Genomic DNA, 22038 nt, shown 5'->3' on the forward strand with positions numbered 1-22038 from the left:
TCTCCTTTTCCTCTATTTTTTGAAAAATGGCAAGCGTAAATCTGCAATCTTTTCAGCTGGAACTTTCATGCCATCCTTGATCCATTTGAGCAGAACCGATACGATGGCAGAACTCCAAAAGGAATGAAGGTAGCTGCTAACGCCTTTTGACTTTCCGTGGTATTTTTCTAGAAATTCCTGCATGGCTTGGACAAAAATCTTTTCCAAATGGTAGTCCAGAGCAAGTTGGATAACCTTGGCTTCTTTCTTAGCTGCGCGGAAAAGGTGTACCCAGACTAGATAAAGGTCTGTTTTAACATCGTAGTGGCTCAACTGTTCCATAATGTTATGGACACTGCGTTTAAAAACACTTTCCAAAATCTCTTCTTTGGAGTCATAGTTACGATAGAAGGCAGCACGAGAGACGCCCGCCCGTTTGACCAGCTCCGAAATGCTGATCTTGGCCAAGTCTTTTTTCTCTAGAAGTTGCAAAAGAGCAGTCTCAATCGCTTCTCTGGTCAAGAAATTGGATTCTTGATTTGATTTTCTGAGATTTTCAAGAGATTTTTCAGATATTTTACGTTCAGACATAACAATTTCTTTCTACTTGTGACAACAGAGAGGTGGTACTTTTGTTTCAAGAACTTTCATGATATAATTGTAAAAAAAGACAGAACCTTTGTCAATGTATAAGTGACAAAGATGGAGAATTTCTATGACTTGGAAGATTGTAGCTGACTCTGGTTGTGATTATCGTCAACTGGCAACTCCTGCTATTGATACGGAATTTGTTAGTGTTCCTTTAACAATTCAAGTAGCTGATCAGGTCTTTATCGATGATGCCAATCTTAACATTGACCACATGATGGAAACCATGTATGCGACTTCTGAGGCTTCAAAATCAGCTTGTCCTAGCCCTGATGATTACTTGCGTGCATTTGAAGGTGCTAAGCATATCTTTGTCGTTACTATCACTGGTACTCTTTCAGGTAGCCATAATAGTGCACAGCTCGCTAAGAATATCTATCTGGAAGAACATCCTGACACTCAGATTCATGTGATCGATACATTGTCTGCAGGTGGTGAGGTTGACTTGATTGTCGAGAAAATCAATAGCTTGATTGATCAAGGACTTTCTTATGAAGAAATTGTTGAAGCTATTACAGCCTACCAAGAAAAAACGAAGTTGCTTTTTGTCCTTGCTAAGGTCGATAACTTGGTAAAAAATGGCCGTTTGAGCAAGCTGATCGGTACAGTCGTTGGCCTCCTCAACATCCGTATGGTTGGGGAAGCAAGTGAAACTGGAACCTTAGAACTGCTACAAAAAGCGCGTGGACCAAAAAAATCCCTTCAAGCAGCCTATGAAGAACTCATCAAGGCTGGCTATGCTGGTGGCCGTATCGTCATGGCTCATCGCAGCAATGAAAAATTCTGTCAGCAATTGTCAGAACGCTTGCTGGAAACCTTCCCACAAGCGGATATCAAAATCATCCCTACGTCTGGTCTCTGCAGTTTCTATGCAGAAGATGGCGGTTTGTTGATGGGATATGAAATCAACTAAGATTATAAGCAACAAGAGAGGCCAAGCATCTCTTGTTTTTTGTGGTACAATAGATCTATGAAACATTTTGATACTATTGTCATCGGTGGAGGGCCTGCGGGCATGATGGCTACCATTTCCAGTAGCTTTTATGGTCAGAAAACTCTTCTCATCGAAAAAAATCGGAAACTCGGAAAAAAATTAGCTGGAACAGGCGGGGGACGTTGCAATGTAACCAACAATGGAAGTTTGGACGACCTACTTGCTGGCATCCCTGGAAATGGCCGCTTTCTATACAGTGTCTTCTCCCAGTTTGATAACCATGATATCATCAACTTTTTCACGGAAAACGGTGTTAAACTAAAGGTTGAGGACCACGGTCGTGTCTTTCCTGCTAACGACAAATCGCGGACTATTATCGAGGCTCTGGAAAAGAAAATCGCTGAGCTAGGGGGACAAGTTCTCGCTCAAACCGAAATTGTTTCGGTTAAAAAGATAGACGACCAGTTTGTTCTTAAGTCCGCAGACCAAACCTTCACTTGTGATAAACTCATTGTCACAACAGGTGGTAAGTCTTATCCTTCGACTGGTTCGACTGGTTTTGGTCACGAGATTGCCCGCCATTTTAAGCACACCATTACCGATCTTGAAGCCGCTGAAAGTCCTTTGTTAACAGATTTTCCGCATAAGGCCTTGCAGGGAATTTCCCTAGATGACGTGACCCTAAGCTATGGCAAGCATATCATCACTCATGATTTGCTCTTTACCCACTTTGGTTTGTCGGGCCCTGCTGCCCTGCGCATATCTAGTTTTGTCAAGGGTGGGGAGGTTCTCTCGCTAGATGTTTTGCCTCAACTTCCTGAGAGCGACTTGGTAGTTTTTCTAGAAGAAAATCGGGAAAAATCCTTGAAGAATGCTTTGAAAACTTTGCTTCCGGAACGCTTGGCTGAGTTTTTTGTACAAGGATTTCCTGAAAAAGTCAAACAGCTAACTGAAAAAGAACGTGACCAGCTTGTCCAATCTATCAAGGCTCTCAAAATCCCTGTGACTGGAAAAATGTCTCTTGCCAAGTCCTTTGTCACCAAGGGGGGCGTCAGTCTCAAGGAAATCAACCCTAAAACTCTGGAAAGCAAGCTGGTACCTGGGCTCCACTTTGCTGGTGAGGTCCTAGACATCAATGCCCACACGGGTGGCTTTAACATTACTTCTGCCCTCTGTACCGGATGGGTGGCAGGCTCCAATCCAATAAATACCAAATAAGAAAGGAAGCCCTTTGGAACATATTATTTTACTAAGAGGTGTTACTCCTAATGGAAAAAATGCTATCCCGAAAATGTCTTATTTGGTAGATATTTTGACAGAAGCTGGTTTTCAACACGTTCGAACCTATATTCAAAGTGGGAATATCATTCTTGAGAGTGACTCAGATTTAGAAGAAATACGAGAACGCGTTCATACTTTGATAAAGGAAAAAATTGGGGCCGACTTAAAAATGGTTATCAAGAATAAGAACGATTTTGAAAAGATTGTTCATGAGAATCCATTTAAAGAAGACTATCTTCATGATCGTGTGCATGTAATTCTTTATCAAGGACTTATCCAAAGTCTGCCACTAGAAAAATTGAAAACTGACTACGGCGAGGAAGAAATCTGTGTAGGCGATTACTGTCTCTACCTCTATCTTCCTAGAACTGCAAAACAAAAAAAGCTCAATACCAACTATCTTGAAAAATTGTTTGGCGTGGTTCTGACCATGCGAAAGTTAAACGTCGTGGAAAAGTTACTAACAAAATAGGAAAAACAATATGAACAGATGCGAAACAGTTGAATTTGTCAACATGTGCATGATTAAAAACGGAAACAAGATTCTGGTTCAAAATCGAGTTAATCCCGACTGGCCTGGCATTACTTTTCCTGGTGGTCATGTTGAACGTGGCGAATCCTTTGTCGATGCTGTCATTCGTGAAGTGAAAGAAGAAACTGGTCTGACCATTTCCAAACCCCAACTCTGTGGTATTAAAGACTGGTATGACGACGAGGATTATCGTTATGTCGTCCTATTTTACAAGACCGAACACTTTACTGGTGAGCTACAATCTTCAGACGAAGGAAAGGTATGGTGGGAAGAGTTTGAAAATCTCTCTCAACTAAAACTGGCAACCGATGATATGTCTGATATGCTTCGTGTTTTTTTGGAAGATGATCTCAGTGAATTCTTTTACTACAAAGACGGTGACGACTGGCTTTATGACTTGAAGTAAAAAATAGGCTAGGAAATTCCTAGCCTATTTATTCTGCATTTGTCCGAACGTAAGCCGCAATGGCATCTGCTGTGTATTGAGCTGTACCAGGTCCAAATTTGTCAATGTTTTCCTTAAACTCTGGGTTGTAGACGTATCCTTTACCGATATGTCCGAAGACTTCAACGGAGCAGTCAAATCCATAAGTTCGAATGGCTTGCAAGAGCTTGGCTGCTTGCTCTTGGTTTTCAGCTGCTGTTGCAGGTAAACCAGCTTGAAGATTTTGTGCCAAAGTTTGAAAGACTTGGTTAAAGGCGGCTGTAGCCTCATCTTCTCTACCACTTTGGCGTTCAAGCGCTTGGCTCATGACTTCCTGTCCATACTTCTCTACCGCTTCTTGGTGGTATTTTTGATTGTCTTGATAGCTAAATCCAGTGAATTTTTCCTCAATCGTCATTTTTCTTTCTCCTTTTTGTTCTTGAATAGTTTTTTGCAAGGTGGAAATCAAGGTATCCAAGTGTTGCCTTTCTCGAGTCAAATAGTCCAACTGTCTGGTCAAATGGGGCAATAAATCTGTCCTTTCTTCCTTTAACAGCTCTGCTATTTTTTCTAAAGAAAAGCCTAGATATTTGTAGTACAGAATGACCTGAAGGCGTTCCAAATCCTCTTGACTGTAGGTTCGATAGCCGTTTTCCGACTTTAAGGGGACCAAGAGTCCTATCTTATCGTAGTGGTGCAGGGTCTTGACAGAGACTCCTGAAAGCTGCGCAGCTTCTTTTATATGGTACATGATTTCCTCCTTATACTCAATGAAAATCAAAGAGCAAACTAGGAAGCTAGCCGCAAGCTGTACTTGAGTACGGTAAGGCGACGCTGACGTGGTTTGAATTTGATTTTCGAAGAGTATTACATTGATAGTATAACCCCTCCCCCTAGGTCAGAGTCAAGCGTTTTTGCGAAAAATTTTTAACTTTTTGAGAAAGGTGTGAAAACTTGAAAATGGTTTTCTTGACAGACCTTTGAAAACATGATAGGATAGTCAAGTCTATCAATCAAACAGAAGGTTCATAGAGAGCCATTGAGAGAGGGCTATTTGACAACTCAAGTAGCCTTTTCTTATTTTAAAAAACAAGATTGGAGTTTCAACTATGTCAGAAAAATCGCAATGGGGCTCGAAACTAGGCTTTATCCTAGCATCTGCTGGTTCAGCCATCGGACTTGGAGCCGTTTGGAAATTTCCCTACATGACTGCCGCTAATGGCGGGGGAGGCTTTTTACTGGTCTTTCTCATTTCCACCATTTTAATCGGTTTCCCGCTCCTGCTGGCTGAATTTGCCCTTGGCCGTAGTGCTGGCGTTTCCGCTATCAAAACCTTTGGAAAACTAGGCAAGAATAACAAGTACAACTTTATCGGTTGGATTGGTGCCTTTGCCCTCTTTATCCTCCTCTCCTTTTACAGTGTCATCGGAGGTTGGATTCTAGTCTATCTAGGAATTGAGTTTGGGAAATTGTTCCAGCTTGGCGGTACGGGTGATTATGCTCAGTTATTTACTTCAATCATTTCAAATCCAGCCATTGCCCTAGGAGCTCAAGCAGCCTTTATCTTGTTGAATATCTTTATTGTATCACGTGGGGTTCAAAAAGGAATTGAAAGAGCCTCGAAAGTCATGATGCCTATGCTCTTTATCATCTTTGTCGTGATCATCGGGCGCTCGCTCAGCTTGCCAAACGCCATGGAAGGGGTTCTCTACTTCCTCAAACCAGACTTTTCAAAACTAACTAGCGCTGGTCTCCTCTATGCTCTGGGTCAATCTTTCTTTGCCCTCTCACTAGGGGTGACAGCCATGCTGACCTATGCGTCCTACTTGGACAAGAAAACCAAGCTGGTCCAATCGGGGATTTCCATCGTAGCCATGAACATCTCGGTATCCATCATGGCAGGTCTAGCCATTTTCCCAGCCATGTCAGCCTTCAATATTCAGTCTGAAGGGGGACCAAGCCTGCTCTTTATCGTCTTGCCTCAACTCTTTGACAAGATGCCCTTTGGAACCATTTTCTACATCCTCTTCCTCTTGCTCTTCCTCTTTGCGACGGTTACTTCCTCTGTCGTCATGCTAGAAATCAATGTGGGCAATATCACCAACCAGGACAACAGCAAGCGTGCTAAATGGAGTGCGACTTTAGGAATCTTGACCTTCGTCTTTGGCATTCCTTCAGCCCTATCCTATGGGGTCATGGCAGATGTTCACATTTTGGGTAAAACCTTCTTTGATGCTATGGACTTCTTGGTTTCCAATCTCCTCATGCCATTTGGAGCTCTCTGTCTGTCACTTTTTACTGGCTATATCTTTAAAAAGGCCCTTGCCATGGAGGAACTGCATCTTGATGAAAGAGCATGGAAACAGGGACTTTTCCAAGTCTGGCTCTTCCTCCTTCGTTTCATCATTCCTATTATCATCATTGTGGTTTTTATCGCCCAATTTATGTAATCAAAAAGGACTTGAGTAGTAAACTCAGGCCCTTTCTTTTTTTATGGATGGCTTACAATCAATTCCAAACCTTGCCCTTCTAGGGTCCAAGTTTCAACATCACTTGGTAGGATAAAGTGGCTACCTTTTTGGATTGGATAATTTTCCCCGTCAACAGTCAGTTGACCTTGACCAGCCAAGACACTCAACAAGCTGTAGTCAGCTGTCTTTTCAAAGTTAACTTTTCCAGTAATTTCCCATTTGTAAACCGCAAAGAAATCATTGGATACAAGGAGAGTGGAACGTAAATCATCTGCTTTGATAGTTACGGGACGGCTATTAGCAGGTTCACCAATGTTCAAGACATCGATGGATTTTTCAAGGTGAAGTTCACGCAAGTTGCCCTTGTCATCCTTACGGTCAAAGTCATAAACACGGTAGGTGGTATCGCTAGACTGCTGGGTTTCCAGAATCAAGATACCTGCTCCAATAGCGTGCATGGTGCCACTTGGTACATAGAAGAAGTCTCCAGCCTTAACAGGCACTTTGGTCAGCAAGGCATCCCAGTTCTTGTCCTCAATTTGCTGGCGAAGTTCTTCTTTTGATTTGGCATTGTGACCATAGATAATCTCTGAACCTTCATCCGCAGCGATGATGTACCAGCACTCTGTTTTCCCGAGCTCGCCTTCATGCTCTAGTCCATAGGCATCGTCTGGGTGAACTTGGACACTGAGCCAATCGTTGGCATCGAGTATCTTGGTCAAGAGTGGAAATACAGGTTCTGGACGATTGCCAAACAATTCACGGTGTTCCGCATACAAAGTAGCTAGGTCTGTTCCCTCAAAACGACCATTGGCAACTTTAGAAACACCATTTGGGTGGGCTGAAATAGCCCAGTATTCTCCTATTTTTTCACTCGGGATGTCGTAGCCAAACTCATCACGTAGCTTGGTTCCACCCCAGATTTTTTCTTGCATAACTGATTGTAAAAATAATGGTTCTGACATCTTATTCTCCTGTCTATTTTTCTCACCTCATTATAGCAAAAAGCCAGGTCTAATTGAACTCTTTTTCACACATTATAAAGTAGAGAGAAGATTTTATAAAAATAGTGAACAAATATGCTCTACTTAATACTTGCACCATTGCTGGCAATGACATTCTTGTACCAGTAGAAGGATTTCTTCTTGCTCCGTTTGAGACTTCCTTGACCTGCATTATCACGATCCACATAGATAAAGCCATATCGCTTGTTCATTTCGCCTGTTCCAGCTGAAACCAGATCTATACAACCCCAAGTCGTATAGCCAAGCAATTCAACGCCATCTTGGTAAATAGCATCTCGCATAGCCTTGATGTGGGCTTCTAGATAAGCAATCCGATAGTCATCCGCTACATAGCCATTTTCATCCGGCGTATCCATAGCGCCGAGTCCATTTTCTACAATGAACATAGGTTTTTGATAACGGTCCCAGATGGCATTGAGGGTGATACGAAGCCCCAGTGGGTCAATCTGCCAACCCCATTCTGAGGATTCCAGATAGGGATTTTTGATAGAGGCAAAGACATTTCCAGCTGTCAGATTCCTCACTTCTGGATCGCCTGAGGCCACTCGACTCGCATAATAAGAGAAGGAAACAAAGTCAACAGTGTGATTCTTCAACAAGTCCAAATCATCTGTCGTCATTTCAATTTCTATCCCCTCACGCTCCCACTGCTTCTTGGCATAGTTTGGGTATTCCCCACGCGCTTGAACATCAATGAAGAAGTAACTCTTACGGTCTTCCTCCATGGCTGCCCAGTAGTCTCTCGGATGGGCGGTGTTAGGATAATATTGCCCTGCTGCCAACATACATCCCACCTTGTTTTCTGGGTCAATTTCGTGAGCAATTTTAGTCGCCATAGCCGAGGCTACCAGCTCATGGTGGGCTGCTTGGTATTTGACTTGCTCTTGATTTTCCCCCTCTTCAAAACAGATCCCAGCTCCTAAAAAGGGGGCATGCAGAATCATATTGATTTCGTTGAAGGTGAGCCAGTACTTGACCAAGCCCTTGTAACGAGTAAAGAGGGTGCGACAGAGATTTGCGTAAAAGTCCAACATACGACGATTGCGCCAACCACCGTACTCCCTAATTAAGTGCATGGGGCAATCGAAATGCGTGATGGTCACCAGTGGTTCAATTCCATACTTGTGACATTCCTTAAATAAATCCTCATAAAAAGCTAGACCAGCTTCATTTGGCTCTGCTTCGTCACCTTGAGGAAAAATCCGAGTCCAAGCAATGGAAAGTCGATAGGTTTTAAATCCCATTTCTGCAAAAAGCGCAATATCTTCCTTGTAATGATGGTACATATCAATAGCTTCTTTTGCTGGGTAAAAATAGCCCTCCTCAAACGAAAACATCTTTTTTTGACCTGTGATAATGGCCTCACGGTCTGGACCGGTCGGTACCACATCCACATTAGCAAGACCACGACCGTCCTGATTATAAGCACCTTCACATTGATTAGCTGCCGTTGCACCACCCCAGAGAAATACTTCTGGAAATTGTAGTATTTCTGTCATCACTTTACCTCGATTGATTTATTACTTCTATTATACTAAAAAGAAGGCAAAAAGTTTTGAACTCTCTGGATAATGATAGCACTAAACTTACTTTTATATATACGAAAAAAGACTGAAACCAGTCTTCTTTTTAAATCAAAGCTGTGATAGCCGTTACTAGTCCAAAAACGATACCTGGCGCATTAGCAGCCGCAAGGGGAATATCTCTTTCTTTCTTGAAAAGACCGTAGTAAACCCATAGACTACAGTTGATGGCTGCGACCAAGGGTTGGATGAAGTTGCCTTTTTGACCAGCCAGGTTGTTCATGATTTGTGGGAAGTAAGAGACATACATCATAACGGACATGAAGGTCGCTACCCAACCCAAAATTTTCATTTGTTTTTCAGACATTTTCAAAACCTCTTTCATTTTTATGAATCATATTTTATAATCTTTTTTCAAAACAATCAAGACTTTGTAGCTTTTGTTATGAAGATGTAAACTATCACAATCTTGTGATAAGAAAAAGGAAACAGAAAAAGACCGGATTGCTCCGTTCTGTTTACTCAATCAAATATTAGAAAATGAATACTCCTTTTCAATGAATCGATTGATTGATGGTAAATAAGCCGTTAGAAATTATTGACAGTATCGAAATTTTCTAGTAAAATGAATTTTGTTAATACCTAAATGGTGTGTAGTTTTCTATCAACATAGTCAGGAGAAAAGGAACTTATGCTAAAAAAATTTAATGAATTGTCACTGAAAGATAAGGCTTATCTAATTGGCGGTTTGAGCTTATTAGTCATTGTGATCTCATTTGGTCTACTCAATCGTCAAACAGTAACTGTCAGTCTTGTCTTTACACAACTATCTGCTCCCTTGATTTTGGTGATTTTTACTTGTCTAGTAATCGGGATCATTGCTGGTAGTGCTATTGGTATTAGCTATCACCATAACAAGACTCAAGATCTGAGAAGCCGCATTGCTGAAGCAGAAGCGACTATCAATATAAAAGACAGGGAGCTTGTCCAGTACGAGGAACAGGTGCAACAATTAAAACAGGAAGCCAAACAATAAGTGTAGAAATCATAACCACCCGTGAAAACGGGTGGTTTTTTGTCTCGCACCTAACGGAGCGAGACGGACTGAAAGTCGCATAAATACAAAAAAGATCGAATTGCTCCGATCTTTTTAAGTTTCACTCCAAGAATGTTTAGATAAAAAATTTGATAATAGAATTACCTACTTCATACGATAAAAATCAATCACTAGACCAGCAGGCCCTTTAACTAATAAGGACTCTGTTCCCCAATCGGTTACAGTTGGTCCGTTTAAAACCTGGATACCAAGTTCTTTCAACCGTTGGTAATTCTGGTCTACATCCTCAACCTCGATATGAAGAATGATTCCTGACTGAAAGTTTTCCAAAGAAATCAAATGATTTTCTGACAACATGAGACAATGACTGCCAATCGTGAACTGAGCAAAACTGTCATCAACATAATCGGACTTTTTATCCAAAATACGCTCCAAGTCGGCACAGACTTGAGGAACATTTGAAACGATGATATCTAATTGATTTAAATTCATTTACTATCCTCCAGAAAAAGACCGGATTACTCCGATCTTTTCAAGTTCGACTCTTGAAAATCAAAGAATAAAATCTACAAAGTTTTCATTTGATTTTCGATGAGAGAAATTATTTGATTGCGCGTGATTGCAATCCTTCTTCTTCCAAGAAGAGGCGGAATGGTACGAGTTCTTCTGCTTCGTATTTTTCCTTGAAGGCTTTGATTGCTTCTTCTGAGTGAAGTTTTGGATCCAATTCAAGTACTTCTACTGGAAGTGGACGATGTTGAGAGATGCGAGCATCGATAACAACAGTTTTACCTTCTTTGTTCAATTTAACAGCTTCTGCAACAACTGCATCGATATCTTCGATACGGTCAACTGTAAATCCTACAGCACCTTGCGCTTCAGCGATTTTCGCATAGTCAGCATTAGGGAAGTCACAACCAAACAAGTGTTTGTTTGTGTCTTCGTATTTGTCCTTGATGAAGGCATATTTACCATTTGAGAAGACAACGTTGATAACTGGAAGGTCGTATTGAACGTTTGTGATCACGTCTGGGTAGCACATGTTGAATGCACCGTCACCCATGATGTTCCATACTTGGCGATCTGGATTGTCTTTCTTAGCAGCGATACCACCAGGAAGGGCAATACCCATTGTCGCAAAGAGTGGAGATGTACGCCACATGTTCTTAGGTGTCATGTGAAGGTGACGAGTAGATGTTTGAGTAGTGTCACCTACGTCGATTGAGTAGATAGCGTCTTGATCAGCATGTTTGTTGATTGCATTGTAAACTTGGTACAATTGCAATTCACCCTCAGTTTTACCTTCGAGTTTGTTCATGTAATCACGCCAGTTTTGGTTGTTCTTAACGTTTGCACGCCACCATGGAGTAGATTCAACTGGGTTCACTTTGTCAAGGATAGCTTTAGCTGCTTGACCTGCATCACCAAGGATAGAAGCATCAAGGGCATGACGTTTACCAAGTTTGTAAGGGTCGATATCGACTTGAATGAATTTCTCAGTGTTCTTGAAGGCTTCGTAAACTTCAGCAAATGGGAAGTTTGAACCAAGGAAAAGAACGGTGTCTGCTTCAAAGACCACTTCGTTGGCTGGTTTCCAACCAACACGGTAAGCAGAGCCTGTCAAACCTTCATAGTTCCATTCAAAAGCTTCAAAGTTTTTACCAGTTGTGATGATTGGTGCTTTGATTTTACGTGACAATTCAGTAATCACTTCACCAGCTTTGACACCACCGTAACCAGCATAGATAACTGGACGTTCAGCATTGTTTAAGATTTCAACAGCTTTGTCGATTTCAACTTCGTTCAAGGCAGGAGCGATGAATGAACGCTCGTAAGAACCTGATCCATAGTATGAGTTTTCGTCGATTTCTTGGAAACCGAAGTTTACTGGGATTTCAACAACAGCTGGACCTTTTTTAGAAACTGCAGCACGACAAGCTTCGTCGATTACTTTTGGCAATTGCTCAGCGTAAGCGACACGTTTGTTGTAGACAGCGATACCGTTGTACATTGGGTTTTGGTTCAATTCTTGGAAGGCATCCATGTTCAATTCATTAACAGGACGTGATCCAAGGATAGCAAGGAATGGAGTGTTATCCATAGCTGCATCGTAAACACCGTTAATCAAGTGAGTCGCACCCGGACCACCTGAACCAACTGCAACTCCGATTGAGCCGCCGAATTTAGCTTGCATAACCGCAGCAAGAGCACCTGTTTCTTCGTGGCGAACTTGCAAGAAGCGGATATCTTTGTCTTCAGCCAAAGCGTCCATCAATGAGCTGAGTGTTCCTGATGGGATACCGTAGATTGTGTCTACGCCCCATGTTTTCAATACGTTGAGCATTGCTGCAGATGCAGTAATTTTCCCTTGAGTCATAATGATAACTCTCCTTCAAATATTTTTAAAACTTGATAAATCCGTTTTCATATACTAATTGGAAACGTTTCAGCAAATTTTTACTCTACTACTTTACCACATTTGTTTTGGGTCTCCTAAGAATGTGCTCAGAAGTTTTTATTCTCTATTACAGTACAGTTTGAAAACGTTTTTAGAATCTGTTTTATAATAAAAAGCGAGCAAGCCCGCTTCTTAGTCTATCTTAGTAACGTTTAGCATGAGTGAACTAATCAAAACAGATACAGAACTAAAAGCCATGGCTAGACCAGCCAGTTCTGGGTTGAGCACCAAACCAATACCTGAAAAGACTCCTGCTGCAATCGGAATACCAATGAGGTTATAGATAGAAGCCCAGAAAAGATTGAGTAGAATACGATTAAAGGTCTTCTTACTCATATCAAAAGCACGTGCCAATCCTAGTAAATTGTTGGTTGTAAGGACAAGATCTGCTGATTCAATGGCAATATCTGTCCCAGAGCCCATGGCAATTCCGACATCCGCTACACTGAGGGCCGGCGCATCATTGATACCATCTCCAACAAAGGCCAATTTCCCATTCTTTTGAAGCTTGTGAATTTCATGTGCCTTTTCCTCTGGCAAGACATTTGCGATTACTTCTTCGATACCAATTTGTTCTGCAATCGCATGGGCTACTCCAGCATTATCTCCAGTAAGCATGACCGTTCTAAGACCACGTTTTTTCAATTTAGCAATAGCTTCTTTGGCATTTTCCTTAGGGACATCCTGCAAGGCAATTAAGCCTTTTAACTGACCATCCACGGATAGGAAGACAACTGTTTTTGCTTCTTTCTCAAGCAAATCAAATCGTTCTTGATAATCATGTGGAATAGCAAGGTCAGCTAAGAGCTTAGCATTCCCCAGCAAGACTTGCTTACCATTAATAATCCCAGTCACACCTTTTCCATGCAAGGCTTGGAAGTTTTCCACTGGGTGAAGGCTAATTCCTAGTTCAGATGCACGATTAACAATAGCTTGAGCTAGCGGGTGTTGAGATACATCTTCCAGTGAAGCAGCCAAACTTAGCACTTCTCCTTCATCTCCGATAACATCTGTCACTACTGGCTTCCCTTCGGTCAAGGTTCCTGTCTTATCAAAAACAACCGTTTGAACTTTTTGGATTTCCTGTAGAACTGTACCATTTTTGAGAAGAATCCCCATCTTGGCACTTCGTCCTGTTCCAACCATGAGTGCTGTTGGTGTCGCAAGTCCAAGAGCACAAGGGCAGGCAATAATCAAGACTGCAACACCATAGAGAAGCGACGTTACAAAACTTTCACCAAGAAAAACAAACCAGATCCAAAAAGTAAGGAGTCCTAAAATGACAACTGCTGGTACGAAAATTCCAGAAATCTTGTCTGTCAAATCTTGAATAGGAGCACGACTGGTTTGAGCTTTCTTCACAAAGTCTACAATCTGAGCCAACATGGTTTCAGAACCTACTTTTTCAGCTCTAAAAATGATCGTACCACTATTATTGATGGTTGAACCAATGACAGCATCTCCAACTGATTTATCGACTGGAATACTTTCCCCAGTTACCATTGATTCATCAATACTAGTTTCTCCTTCTATTACAGTCCCATCAACGGCAATTTTTTCACCTGGTCGAACGCGAATGAGATCCCCAACTTTGACTTGTTCTAGAGGTATTTGAACATAAACATCATCACGCAAAACCTCTGCTGTTTTTGCTTGTAGGTCTAATAATTTTTCGACTGCCTGCGAAGTATTTTTTCGCATTTTTTCCTCAAAAACTGCTCCCAAAAGAATGAAGAAGAGGATAAATGCAGCACTTTCAAAGTAAACGGGCAGACCAGTGAAGAGGGCAACTAAGCTATAGAAATAGGCCACTAGGGTTCCCAGAGCAACCAAGGTATCCATGTTGGAATTGTGCTTTTTAAAACTAGCCCAGGCGCTTCTGATATATGGAACTCCAGCTACCAGCATAATGGGGGTTGTGGCTAAAAAGGTGCCCCAACGCATGACTTGGTGACTAATTCCTCCTGTAGACATACCAATCATGAGAATCACAAGAGGCACAGTAAAGATAGTAGTAATCCAAAAACGTTGTAAAAGTGATAGAGATTTTCGAGTCTTCTCAACTACGGTATAACTCCCCTTTTGCATCTTCATGCCACAAGAAAACTCGTGCTCACCCAAGTCTTGAGGCGTAAAGCGAATAATTTTTTCCTCATCTTGAGCGATTGGTTCTAGAATCCCTTCTTCTTCGAAGAGAACTTCTTTATAACAGTTTGAAGGTGTCACACGGTGAAAAGTAATCTCAGCAGGAATCCCTTTTTGCAGTTGAATGTGGGCTGGATGGTAGCCTTTGTCTGCCGTGATACGGATTTTTTGAATGCCATTTTCTAGGCTTGCTTTCACAATTTCTGTCATAGTCTCCTCCTACTCTACAATCATCTTGCCGTGCATCATGTTCATACCACATGCAAAGCCAAACTCTCCAGTCTGCTCAGGTGTGATTTCCACTACATACTCTTCACCCATAGGCAAGTCCGCATGCACACCAAAATCTGGAAAGACGATCTGATCTAGACAGGGTGAAGGGTCCTTGCGGTCAAAGACAATGCGGGCTGGCACTGATTTTTTAAGAATAATCAACTCAGGCGTATAGCCCCCCATGACTTCCACTCGGATCTCTTGGTAACCCTTTTTTTGCTGGGCCTTTTGTCCAGATTTTTCAGGCTTTTTGAAAAACCAAAACAAGATAAACGCGATAAGGGCAATACAAATAATGGTTACAATACTATTTAACATGACGTCTCCTTTACATACAATTACATCTTACTTCTGTTACAGCGCTTGATTTCTTCTTAGAAATCACAGCTTCTAAGTCTTCCAAGTCAGCCAAAGTGAAATCACATTCCACAATCAAATCAGCCAACAAGTTCTTAATCCTACGAGAACAAACCTTGTCTTTGATATCTTGGACAAGCAAGTCTCGACTCTGGTCCAGAGTTAAAAGGGATGAATAGACAAAGAACTTGCCTTCTTTTTTCCTTGTCAGACACTCTTTCTCAACCAAACGAGCCAAAAGAGTTTGAATGGTCGACTTGGACCAGTCGAACCGCTCCGCCAGAACCCTGATCAAATCCGTACTGGTCTGCTCTCCTTGCATCCAAATAATCTTCATGACCTGCCATTCTGCATCTGAAATCTGCATAATCACACCTCCTAAATCTACATTTGTCGATTACAGTTATTAGTATACTCTCAAAATCTACATTTGTCAACTATAATTTTTATTATTTTTTCGAAAAATAGAATTCTAATCCTGTAACGAGAGATTTGCAGTCAAATTTCACTATATAAACTATAAAAATATGCTATACTGTAGAAAAAAGAAAACAACCACTAGGGGTGCGTAAAGCTGAGATTAACGACTGTTAGATCCCTTTGACTCAATCTAGGTAATGCTAGCTGATGGAAGTGGAAATGATAATGAGGACTAGCTAGTCTTCTATTTCCTTCCAAAACAGACTAGCTTGTTCTTGAGAATACAAACTTCAGTTGGTTGGGAGGTTTTAGATGACTTATTTACCCGTTGCTCTAACCATTGCAGGAACTGACCCTAGTGGCGGTGCTGGCATTATGGCTGATTTAAAGTCATTCCAAGCGAGAGATGTCTATGGAATGGCCGTTGTCACCAGCCTTGTCGCTCAAAATACCAGAGGTGTTCAATTAATCGAGCACGTCTCCAACCAAATGCTGGAAGCTCAATTGGAGAGTGTCTTTTCGGATATCAAACCTCAGGCTGTGAAAACTGGTATGTTGGCAACTACTGAGATCATGGAGATCATCCAACCCTACCTTAAAAAGCTGGACTGTCCCTATGTGCTGGACCCTGTTATGGTCGCTACGAGTGGGGACACCCTGATTGATACCAGTGCGAGAAGCTTCCTAAAAACAAACCTACTTCCCCTTGCAACCATTATCACTCCCAATCTTCCTGAAGCAGAAGAGATTGTTGGTTTTTCAATCCATGATCCAGAAGACATGCAGCGTGCTGGTCGCCTGATTTTAAAAGAATTTGGTCCTCAGTCTGTAGTTATCAAAGGTGGTCATCTTGAAGGTGGTGCCAAGGATTTCCTCTTTACCAAGGAGGAACAATTTGTCTGGGAAAGTCCACGAATTCAAACCTGTCACACCCATGGTACTGGATGTACTTTTGCTGCAGTGATTACGGCTGAACTAGCCAAGGGGAATACCCTTTATCAGGCAGTCGATAAGGCCAAGGCCTTTATCACAAAAGCCATCCAAGACGCCCCTCAACTCGGTCATGGTTCTGGCCCAGTCAACCATACAAGCTTTAAAGATTAAGAAAAAACTCTCTAGTTCCCACTTTAAGGGAATTAGAGAGTTTTTGATTAGGAAATCATGTCATCCAACTTTGTTAAAAAAGCTTGCGTTTTTGCCTCAATATCTTCTGCCTGCATCAAATCACGAACAACGGCTACTCCAGCTATGCCAGTTGCAGCAAGTTGGTCAATATTCTCTGACGTCAAGCCTCCGATAGCAACTACTGGAATGGCTACCGTTTGGCAAATGGTTTTCAAGGTTGAAATCAGGGTGATGGGAGCATTCTCCTTGGTCCTAGTCGGGAAAATGGCCCCTGTTCCCAAGTAATCCGCACCCGATGTTTCCGCCTCAAGGGCTCTTTTTACTGTTTTAGCTGTGACACCGAGGATTTTGTCAGGACCCAAGACTTGGCGGGCAACGGAAACTGGTAGCTCATCGTCGCCAATATGCAGACCTGCAGCATCTACTGCAAGACAAACATCCAAACGATCATCGATAATCAAGGGTACCTGATAGGCATCTGTTATTTCCTTGACTTGTTTTGCCAGTTGATAGTATTGATTGGTAGTGAGGTTTTTTTCTCGTAGTTGGATGATGGTAACACCTGAACGGCAGGCCGTCTCAACTTTTTCAAGAAAGCTTTCCAAGGAATCTTGGTAGCGATTAGTTACCAGATATAGTCTGAGTGCTTCTCTATTCATAAAGGTCTCCTTTAATAGCATCTAGCCAGTTTTCATCTCTTTTTAGGAGAGAGAGCTGATTGAGAGTTTGAAAGCGAAACTCTTCCAATCCCATTCCTTGAACAAGTATTCTCTCAGCAGAGATATTGAGATAAGAAACTGCTAGGCAAGAAGCTTCAAATGCAGTCTTTCCTTGGCTGAGAAAAACGGCTGTCAAGGCTCCAACTAAGTCTCCCGTCCCTGTTATCCAGTCTAATTCTGCACAGCCATTCCTCAATACAGCAACTTGATTTTTCGAAACGATGAGGTCCTTGGGACCCGTGACTAGGAACGACATACCAGGATAAAGCTGACACCAGTCTTTCAAGACTTGAAGCAAATCTTCAGTTTCTTGATCTTTAGCACTAGCATCGACCCCGACTCCATGGTGTTTTAAGCCAACAAGACTTCGGATTTCCGACATATTTCCTTTAAGGACCGTGGGCTTGTATCCTAAAAGATCTCTGACTAAGGTCTTACGAACGGGTGACGCTGATACACCAACCGCATCTACTACCATTGGGAGACAAGCTTGGTTTGCATAAGTAGCTGCCATACGGATTGCTTTCTCCTTCTCAGCAGACAAATGTCCCAGATTGATAAAGAGAGCTTGGCTTTGTTTGGTAAAATCAAGGACCTCACGGGGATCATCTGCCATGACAGGTTTAGATCCCAGAGCCAAAATGCCATTAGCCAGCATCTCACAGGAAATCTCATTGGTGATGCAGTGAATCAAGGAACTGGTTGCCAGAGGGAAAGGATTTGTCAATTCCTGCATCATTCTATCCTTTCTCCAAAGAAATATCCCTGCACTTTTTTAAAGAATTCCTGCTTGATTAAAAATCGAAAGGCAATAAAGGAAATCGCTGTACCGATCAAGGTTGCTCCAAAAAATCGAGGAGTGTAGATAAACCAGCTAAGCTTGGCAGCAGATCCCGTAAAGAGAACCATAACAGGATAGGAAACAATGGAACCGATTATACCTGTTCCCAAGATTTCTCCTAGAGCAGAATAGCGAAATTTCCGACCATACTTATAAAAGAGACCTGCAAGGAGGGCTCCAAAAGTAGCTCCTGTGAGGGCCAAAGGGGGAATGCCTTGAGTAGACATACGGATAAAGGCTGTGACTGTAGCCATGACCAAGGCATAAACAGGTCCCATCAAGATCCCTGCAAGGATATTGACTACACTGGACATCGGTGCCATTCCTTCAATTCGAAAGATGGGTGTAAGAACTACGTCAAGAGCAATCATCATGGATAAAATGGTTAATTTGTGAACTTGTAGTTGGTGCTTTCTCATTTTCTATTTCTTCTCTTTTTCTAAGGACTGCAAATCACTCGTCCATGTTTGATGTTGGTAAGCCATCTCCCAAAACTTGGCTTCCATGTGGACACTTCGGTGGAAGGCCTCTAGCATTTTTTGTTTGTCTGTCTCGTCGCTTTCTTGATAGAGTTGATTGACCAGCTCTTCTTCCTCTTTAATCTGCTGTTCTAACTCATCGGTGATATAGGTTTCAATCCACTGTTGATAAAGAGGATTCGGGGATGGTTTGCGATTAAGTGCCTTGCCCAAATCATGGTATAACCAAGGACAAGGGAGCAAACTAGCAAAAGCAATGCCCAAGTTTGGTTCTGCAAACTGTCGATAAATATGCGAAATGTAATGATAACAGGTTGGAGCAATCGGTTGCTCGTCCATTTCCTGGTCGCTGATTCCTAATTCCTTGAAAAATTGTTGTCGGATAAACAACTCACCCTCCACTAGACTCTGGGCATTTTGTTTCAAGAGTCTTTTCATCTCCTCGTTTGAAGTCTTATCAGCCAAGAGGTGATAGGCTTCTGAGAAGGCCTTCAGATAGTAGGCATCCTGAATCAGGTAATAGCGAAAGATGGAAGGTTCTAAATTCCCCTCTTGTAACTGTAATACAAATGGGTGATGAAAGGAAGCCTGCCAAGCTTCCCTGGATAATTCCATCGCAATATCTGTAAAATCCATAATAACTCCTTTATAAAAATAGACTGGTTTGAAGTAATAAAAAGAACAGCAGGTAGATTAATTTTGTTTTTTTAGAAATATAAAAAGTCCGATAGCGATTCTCCAACTGCGCATGTTCGTCATATCCATGTGCAGACAGAGCTCTCAAGTAGAGATGGCGCCATCTAAAAACCGTCATCAAAACCTTACTGTAAATCAAGGGCGACCAAACATGCAGTTTTTGACCACGCAGTAAGCAAGCTTCCTTGAGGGACTTGATTTCCTGCTGAATGAGGGGAAAGGCATTGAATACCACAATCAAGGCATAGGCCCAAGACCGTGATAACCCCTTTTGAGCCAAGTACAAGAGAAGCTCTTTTAAGGAAATGCTGGAAACAAAGACAAGGCCGATACAAACGGTCACAAAAGCCCTCGTTCCAAGTATCACTGCCTGCGAAGCATCCCCATGCAACTGAACTGCCCAGTAGTTGGCCAAAGATGGCAAAATGGCGAGCACAATCATCCAAGCCAACATCTTAAATCGACGATAATAGAGCATAAAGAGAATGCAAAATGCGACTACTGAAAGATTAAGAGCAATCGAAGGAAGGAAAGATGTTTCCAAGGATAAAATTAGAAAGAAGAGACCGATTATCGGTGTCTGGGTTGCTACTTTGACCATACTACTTCACCTCCCCTTGAGTATTGATACTCCGAGATGTGAGTGGTTTGCTGATTGTCACGTCTTTAATATGACGGAGACCCTCACTAGTCATCTCGATCCAATAATCAACCACAGAGATCAAGGGATCTAAACGATGGCTAATGATCAAAAAACTTCTTCCTTGATTGCTCTCCTCCACAATCCACTGACAAAAATAATGGCAAGCTCTATCATCCAAACCAGCAAAAGGTTCATCTAGCAAAATCACAGAAGCCTTGCTGGTCAAGATGGTCAATAGCTGAAGAATCTTTTGCTGTCCACCACTTAATTGATAGGGACTCTTATCGAGCGCCTGCTCCAGATCAAAATATCGTAATGCTTGGAGAATCCGCTGATTTCTCACAGTATCTGGAACATCTAATTGCAGTTCCTCTCGCAGACTGACTCGGATAAACTGCTTCTCAGCTTCCTGAACAACACCCGTCAGATCACGATACAAACTCTTTTTCTTTTTCAGGACTTTCCCCTTCCAACTAATGCACCCCTTATACTTTTGAAATTGAAGAATAGAGCGAAAGAGGGTTGATTTCCCGACACCATTGTCACCTAAGATACAGGAAATTCCTTGGTAAAATGTGAAATCCGCAATCGAAAAGAGGGGGCGATTTCCCAGCTCACAAGTCACACGGTCCATATGGAATAGTTCTGGGTTAGAAGCAACTTCCTTTGAAGCAACCTGTGTCATCTCAGAGGTAGGGATTTTATTTATTTCCCTTAGTTGTCCATCTCTTAGCTCCACCATATGGTCGATATAGGCTTCATAATCAGATAAATCATGGTCGCATAAAATAACTGTCTTCCCATCAGAGGCCAACTCTTTTAGAATCTCCAATATCTCCAGCCTGCTCTTGCGGTCAATAGAAGCAAAGGGCTCATCCAAGAGATAGACCCTAGGATTCATAGCAAAGAGAACAGCCAAAGCAGCCTTTTGCTTTTCCCCACCTGATAAGTGATGAATGGGACGGTGCAAAATCGCCTTGCAGCGACATTGCTGGACCACCTCTGCTATTTTAGAATCAATTTCCTGAACGGGATGCCCAATATTTTCCAAGGTAAAAATCAGCTCCTCAAACAAGTTCTCCATGGTAAATTGATGATTGGGATTTTGAAAGAGAATGCCGATCGTCTGAACACGTTCAACGATTGAAAGCTGACTGACCTGGTTTCCATCTATCAGGACTTGACCACTATAGGGTAAGGAAGTGACCTGGGCAATGATTTGAAAGAGACTGGATTTTCCTGAACCACTGCTCCCAACTAACAAGGTAAAAGCTTGCGCATGAAAAGTAAAATCAATCGGTTCCGAAAAGATTGGTGACTGAATCCCCCGTAGTTCCAGCCCCATCTATGCCTTACCTCCAGATGCAAACTGATGATAGAGCTTGACAATGGCACGAACCAAGATGGCACAGAAGAAAAAGACAGAAATAAAACGCACCACAAGCAAGGAAAGGACAAAAGGAAGGGAAAAGGCGTAGTAACCTAACTTAATGTATTCATAGACAAAGCTAAAAAGCGTAATCCCAATACTATTGGCAGTTAGAGAGAGCCAACTTTCATAGCGATTCTTGGTTACGAGAAAACCAAATTCACTTCCCAAGCCTTGAACCAAGCCGGACAAAAGAGCACCTAGACCGAATTGGCTACCATAAAGGACTTCAGCAAGTGCAGCTAACACTTCTCCAATCGTTGCGCTTCCGATTCTTGGAACAAAGATAGCCGCAATGGGCGCAGCCATACACCAGAGACCAAAAAGGATCTCATTGGCAAAGGCCTGCAAACCAAGAGGGGCCAAGATCAGGGTGAGAATATCAAACAGATAGCCTGAACCCACAAAAACGCCACCAAAAAAGATAGACAAGAAAGCAAGCAAGATAACATCTTTTAACTGCCATTTTTTCAACATAAAAAACTCCTTTTTTAAAGAAAAGTGGGGCATTCAAGGAGAGCTACCGAACGGCTTACCGTCAAGCCTATCCTCTTTTGATAAACAAAAAAACTCCAATTA

24 protein-coding genes and 1 riboswitch are annotated in these 22038 nt (G+C 42.1%); of the genes, 7 read left to right on the top strand and 17 right to left on the bottom strand.

Translation table 11 applies throughout. From position 1 onward, the window contains the following. Positions 1-12: 12 nt before the first annotated feature. Positions 13-570, bottom strand: a complete 558-nt coding sequence (locus A6J84_RS04870) for a TetR/AcrR family transcriptional regulator (RefSeq protein ID WP_000003897.1) — start codon at positions 568-570, stop codon at positions 13-15. A gap of 124 nt (positions 571-694) precedes the next feature. Between A6J84_RS04870 and A6J84_RS04875 the strand changes: the two genes are divergently transcribed. The 4 genes from A6J84_RS04875 to A6J84_RS04890 are packed head-to-tail and all read left to right on the top strand — an operon-like array spanning position 695 to position 3780. Then, positions 695-1540, top strand: a complete 846-nt coding sequence (locus A6J84_RS04875) for a DegV family protein (protein ID WP_070656979.1) — start codon at positions 695-697, stop codon at positions 1538-1540. Positions 1541-1597: 57 nt separating this feature from the next. Further along, positions 1598-2779 (top strand): NAD(P)/FAD-dependent oxidoreductase, encoded by a 1182-nt coding sequence (locus tag A6J84_RS04880; RefSeq protein WP_095726160.1) that lies wholly within the window; start codon positions 1598-1600, stop codon positions 2777-2779. Positions 2780-2792: 13 nt separating this feature from the next. Continuing rightward, positions 2793-3314 carry a DUF1697 domain-containing protein gene (locus A6J84_RS04885; protein ID WP_042767777.1) on the top strand — a complete coding sequence of 174 codons (522 nt, stop codon included), beginning with the start codon at positions 2793-2795 and terminating at the stop codon, positions 3312-3314. A gap of 10 nt (positions 3315-3324) precedes the next feature. Continuing rightward, complete coding sequence (locus A6J84_RS04890; RefSeq protein ID WP_095726161.1) at positions 3325-3780, top strand: 8-oxo-dGTP diphosphatase; 456 nt, start codon at positions 3325-3327, stop codon at positions 3778-3780. 28 nt (positions 3781-3808) lie between these two features. Here the strand turns inward: A6J84_RS04890 and A6J84_RS04895 are convergent, their stop codons facing one another. Further along, positions 3809-4549, bottom strand: coding sequence for a MerR family transcriptional regulator (locus A6J84_RS04895; RefSeq protein WP_095726162.1), 741 nt, complete (start codon positions 4547-4549; stop codon positions 3809-3811). Between the two features lie 358 nt (positions 4550-4907). Between A6J84_RS04895 and A6J84_RS04910 the strand changes: the two genes are divergently transcribed. Beyond that, positions 4908-6248, top strand: coding sequence for a sodium-dependent transporter (locus tag A6J84_RS04910; protein ID WP_084857755.1), 1341 nt, complete (start codon positions 4908-4910; stop codon positions 6246-6248). Positions 6249-6289: 41 nt separating this feature from the next. Here A6J84_RS04910 and manA read toward each other — a convergent pair whose 3' ends face one another. The 3 genes from manA to A6J84_RS04925 form a co-directional block, all read right to left on the bottom strand. Next, positions 6290-7234 carry a mannose-6-phosphate isomerase, class I gene (gene manA / locus A6J84_RS04915; protein ID WP_084857131.1) on the bottom strand — a complete coding sequence of 315 codons (945 nt, stop codon included), beginning with the start codon at positions 7232-7234 and terminating at the stop codon, positions 6290-6292. A 119-nt stretch (positions 7235-7353) separates the two neighbouring features. Then, positions 7354-8793 (bottom strand): 6-phospho-beta-glucosidase, encoded by a 1440-nt coding sequence (locus tag A6J84_RS04920; RefSeq protein WP_095726163.1) that lies wholly within the window; start codon positions 8791-8793, stop codon positions 7354-7356. 130 nt (positions 8794-8923) lie between these two features. After that, on the bottom strand, positions 8924-9184 hold the full coding sequence (locus A6J84_RS04925; protein ID WP_001291473.1) for a SemiSWEET family transporter: 261 nt from the start codon (positions 9182-9184) through the stop codon (positions 8924-8926). 324 nt (positions 9185-9508) lie between these two features. Between A6J84_RS04925 and A6J84_RS04930 the strand changes: the two genes are divergently transcribed. Next, positions 9509-9853 (top strand): lipopolysaccharide assembly protein LapA domain-containing protein, encoded by a 345-nt coding sequence (locus A6J84_RS04930; RefSeq protein ID WP_000913393.1) that lies wholly within the window; start codon positions 9509-9511, stop codon positions 9851-9853. A 165-nt stretch (positions 9854-10018) separates the two neighbouring features. On the opposite strand, the gene A6J84_RS04935 is transcribed toward A6J84_RS04930, so the two are convergent. The 5 genes from A6J84_RS04935 to A6J84_RS04955 all read right to left on the bottom strand — a co-directional run bounded on the left by A6J84_RS04935 (position 10019) and on the right by A6J84_RS04955 (position 15474). Then, complete coding sequence (locus tag A6J84_RS04935; protein ID WP_095726164.1) at positions 10019-10366, bottom strand: VOC family protein; 348 nt, start codon at positions 10364-10366, stop codon at positions 10019-10021. A 109-nt stretch (positions 10367-10475) separates the two neighbouring features. After that, complete coding sequence (gene spxB, locus A6J84_RS04940; RefSeq protein WP_000191808.1) at positions 10476-12251, bottom strand: pyruvate oxidase; 1776 nt, start codon at positions 12249-12251, stop codon at positions 10476-10478. Positions 12252-12464: 213 nt separating this feature from the next. Further along, positions 12465-14687, bottom strand: a complete 2223-nt coding sequence (locus A6J84_RS04945) for a heavy metal translocating P-type ATPase (protein ID WP_070696919.1) — start codon at positions 14685-14687, stop codon at positions 12465-12467. 9 nt (positions 14688-14696) lie between these two features. After that, entirely contained in the window at positions 14697-15068 is a 372-nt protein-coding gene (locus A6J84_RS04950) for a cupredoxin domain-containing protein (RefSeq protein ID WP_000935056.1), read from the bottom strand. A gap of 10 nt (positions 15069-15078) precedes the next feature. Next, entirely contained in the window at positions 15079-15474 is a 396-nt protein-coding gene (locus A6J84_RS04955) for a CopY/TcrY family copper transport repressor (RefSeq protein WP_095726165.1), read from the bottom strand. A 183-nt stretch (positions 15475-15657) separates the two neighbouring features. After that, positions 15658-15756: riboswitch (TPP riboswitch) on the top strand. 83 nt (positions 15757-15839) lie between these two features. Here A6J84_RS04955 and thiD point away from each other — a divergent pair. After that, complete coding sequence (thiD, locus tag A6J84_RS04960) at positions 15840-16631, top strand: bifunctional hydroxymethylpyrimidine kinase/phosphomethylpyrimidine kinase (protein ID WP_095726166.1); 792 nt, start codon at positions 15840-15842, stop codon at positions 16629-16631. A gap of 47 nt (positions 16632-16678) precedes the next feature. Here the strand turns inward: thiD and thiE are convergent, their stop codons facing one another. Genes thiE through A6J84_RS04995 form a run of 7 tightly spaced genes read right to left on the bottom strand, consistent with a single transcriptional unit; the run spans position 16679 to position 21936 of the window. Further along, on the bottom strand, positions 16679-17311 hold the full coding sequence (thiE, locus tag A6J84_RS04965; RefSeq protein ID WP_095726167.1) for a thiamine phosphate synthase: 633 nt from the start codon (positions 17309-17311) through the stop codon (positions 16679-16681). Further along, the gene (locus tag A6J84_RS04970) at positions 17304-18107 is read right to left on the bottom strand and encodes a hydroxyethylthiazole kinase (RefSeq protein ID WP_095726484.1); all 804 of its coding nucleotides are present in this window, start codon (positions 18105-18107) and stop codon (positions 17304-17306) included. The genes thiE and A6J84_RS04970 overlap by 8 nt, the downstream gene beginning before the upstream one ends. After that, on the bottom strand, positions 18107-18631 hold the full coding sequence (gene thiW / locus A6J84_RS04975; protein ID WP_095726168.1) for an energy coupling factor transporter S component ThiW: 525 nt from the start codon (positions 18629-18631) through the stop codon (positions 18107-18109). The genes A6J84_RS04970 and thiW overlap by 1 nt, the downstream gene beginning before the upstream one ends. A 3-nt stretch (positions 18632-18634) precedes the next feature. Continuing rightward, complete coding sequence (gene tenA / locus A6J84_RS04980; protein WP_000347963.1) at positions 18635-19327, bottom strand: thiaminase II; 693 nt, start codon at positions 19325-19327, stop codon at positions 18635-18637. A 10-nt stretch (positions 19328-19337) separates the two neighbouring features. Continuing rightward, positions 19338-19988 (bottom strand): energy-coupling factor transporter transmembrane component T, encoded by a 651-nt coding sequence (locus A6J84_RS04985; protein WP_000241362.1) that lies wholly within the window; start codon positions 19986-19988, stop codon positions 19338-19340. A gap of 1 nt (position 19989) precedes the next feature. Further along, positions 19990-21375 (bottom strand): ATP-binding cassette domain-containing protein, encoded by a 1386-nt coding sequence (locus A6J84_RS04990; RefSeq protein WP_000522137.1) that lies wholly within the window; start codon positions 21373-21375, stop codon positions 19990-19992. Then, positions 21376-21936, bottom strand: a complete 561-nt coding sequence (locus A6J84_RS04995; RefSeq protein WP_193756708.1) for an ECF transporter S component — start codon at positions 21934-21936, stop codon at positions 21376-21378. It lies immediately after the preceding gene. Positions 21937-22038 lie beyond the last annotated feature (102 nt).

The organism is Streptococcus sp. FDAARGOS_256 (assembly GCF_002289235.2).
Classification (GTDB): domain Bacteria; phylum Bacillota; class Bacilli; order Lactobacillales; family Streptococcaceae; genus Streptococcus.

Excerpts from the sequence above, each read along its gene's own strand:
- manA (WP_084857131.1), bottom strand. The coding sequence starts at position 7,234 with ATGTCAGAACCATTATTTTTACAATCAGTTATGCAAGAAAAAATCTGG.
- A6J84_RS04930 (WP_000913393.1), top strand. The coding sequence starts at position 9,509 with ATGCTAAAAAAATTTAATGAATTGTCACTGAAAGATAAGGCTTATCTA.
- thiW (WP_095726168.1), bottom strand. The coding sequence starts at position 18,631 with ATGAGAAAGCACCAACTACAAGTTCACAAATTAACCATTTTATCCATG.
- A6J84_RS04950 (WP_000935056.1), bottom strand. The coding sequence starts at position 15,068 with ATGTTAAATAGTATTGTAACCATTATTTGTATTGCCCTTATCGCGTTT.
- thiE (WP_095726167.1), bottom strand. The coding sequence starts at position 17,311 with ATGAATAGAGAAGCACTCAGACTATATCTGGTAACTAATCGCTACCAA.
- A6J84_RS04895 (WP_095726162.1), bottom strand. The coding sequence starts at position 4,549 with ATGTACCATATAAAAGAAGCTGCGCAGCTTTCAGGAGTCTCTGTCAAG.
- spxB (WP_000191808.1), bottom strand. The coding sequence starts at position 12,251 with ATGACTCAAGGGAAAATTACTGCATCTGCAGCAATGCTCAACGTATTG.
- A6J84_RS04925 (WP_001291473.1), bottom strand. The coding sequence starts at position 9,184 with ATGTCTGAAAAACAAATGAAAATTTTGGGTTGGGTAGCGACCTTCATG.
- A6J84_RS04890 (WP_095726161.1), top strand. The coding sequence starts at position 3,325 with ATGAACAGATGCGAAACAGTTGAATTTGTCAACATGTGCATGATTAAA.
- A6J84_RS04880 (WP_095726160.1), top strand. The coding sequence starts at position 1,598 with ATGAAACATTTTGATACTATTGTCATCGGTGGAGGGCCTGCGGGCATG.
- A6J84_RS04875 (WP_070656979.1), top strand. The coding sequence starts at position 695 with ATGACTTGGAAGATTGTAGCTGACTCTGGTTGTGATTATCGTCAACTG.
- A6J84_RS04920 (WP_095726163.1), bottom strand. The coding sequence starts at position 8,793 with ATGACAGAAATACTACAATTTCCAGAAGTATTTCTCTGGGGTGGTGCA.
- A6J84_RS04935 (WP_095726164.1), bottom strand. The coding sequence starts at position 10,366 with ATGAATTTAAATCAATTAGATATCATCGTTTCAAATGTTCCTCAAGTC.
- A6J84_RS04995 (WP_193756708.1), bottom strand. The coding sequence starts at position 21,936 with ATGTTGAAAAAATGGCAGTTAAAAGATGTTATCTTGCTTGCTTTCTTG.
- thiD (WP_095726166.1), top strand. The coding sequence starts at position 15,840 with ATGACTTATTTACCCGTTGCTCTAACCATTGCAGGAACTGACCCTAGT.
- A6J84_RS04945 (WP_070696919.1), bottom strand. The coding sequence starts at position 14,687 with ATGACAGAAATTGTGAAAGCAAGCCTAGAAAATGGCATTCAAAAAATC.
- A6J84_RS04910 (WP_084857755.1), top strand. The coding sequence starts at position 4,908 with ATGTCAGAAAAATCGCAATGGGGCTCGAAACTAGGCTTTATCCTAGCA.
- tenA (WP_000347963.1), bottom strand. The coding sequence starts at position 19,327 with ATGGATTTTACAGATATTGCGATGGAATTATCCAGGGAAGCTTGGCAG.
- A6J84_RS04870 (WP_000003897.1), bottom strand. The coding sequence starts at position 570 with ATGTCTGAACGTAAAATATCTGAAAAATCTCTTGAAAATCTCAGAAAA.
- A6J84_RS04985 (WP_000241362.1), bottom strand. The coding sequence starts at position 19,988 with ATGGTCAAAGTAGCAACCCAGACACCGATAATCGGTCTCTTCTTTCTA.
- A6J84_RS04955 (WP_095726165.1), bottom strand. The coding sequence starts at position 15,474 with ATGCAGATTTCAGATGCAGAATGGCAGGTCATGAAGATTATTTGGATG.
- A6J84_RS04990 (WP_000522137.1), bottom strand. The coding sequence starts at position 21,375 with ATGGGGCTGGAACTACGGGGGATTCAGTCACCAATCTTTTCGGAACCG.
- A6J84_RS04970 (WP_095726484.1), bottom strand. The coding sequence starts at position 18,107 with ATGCAGGAATTGACAAATCCTTTCCCTCTGGCAACCAGTTCCTTGATT.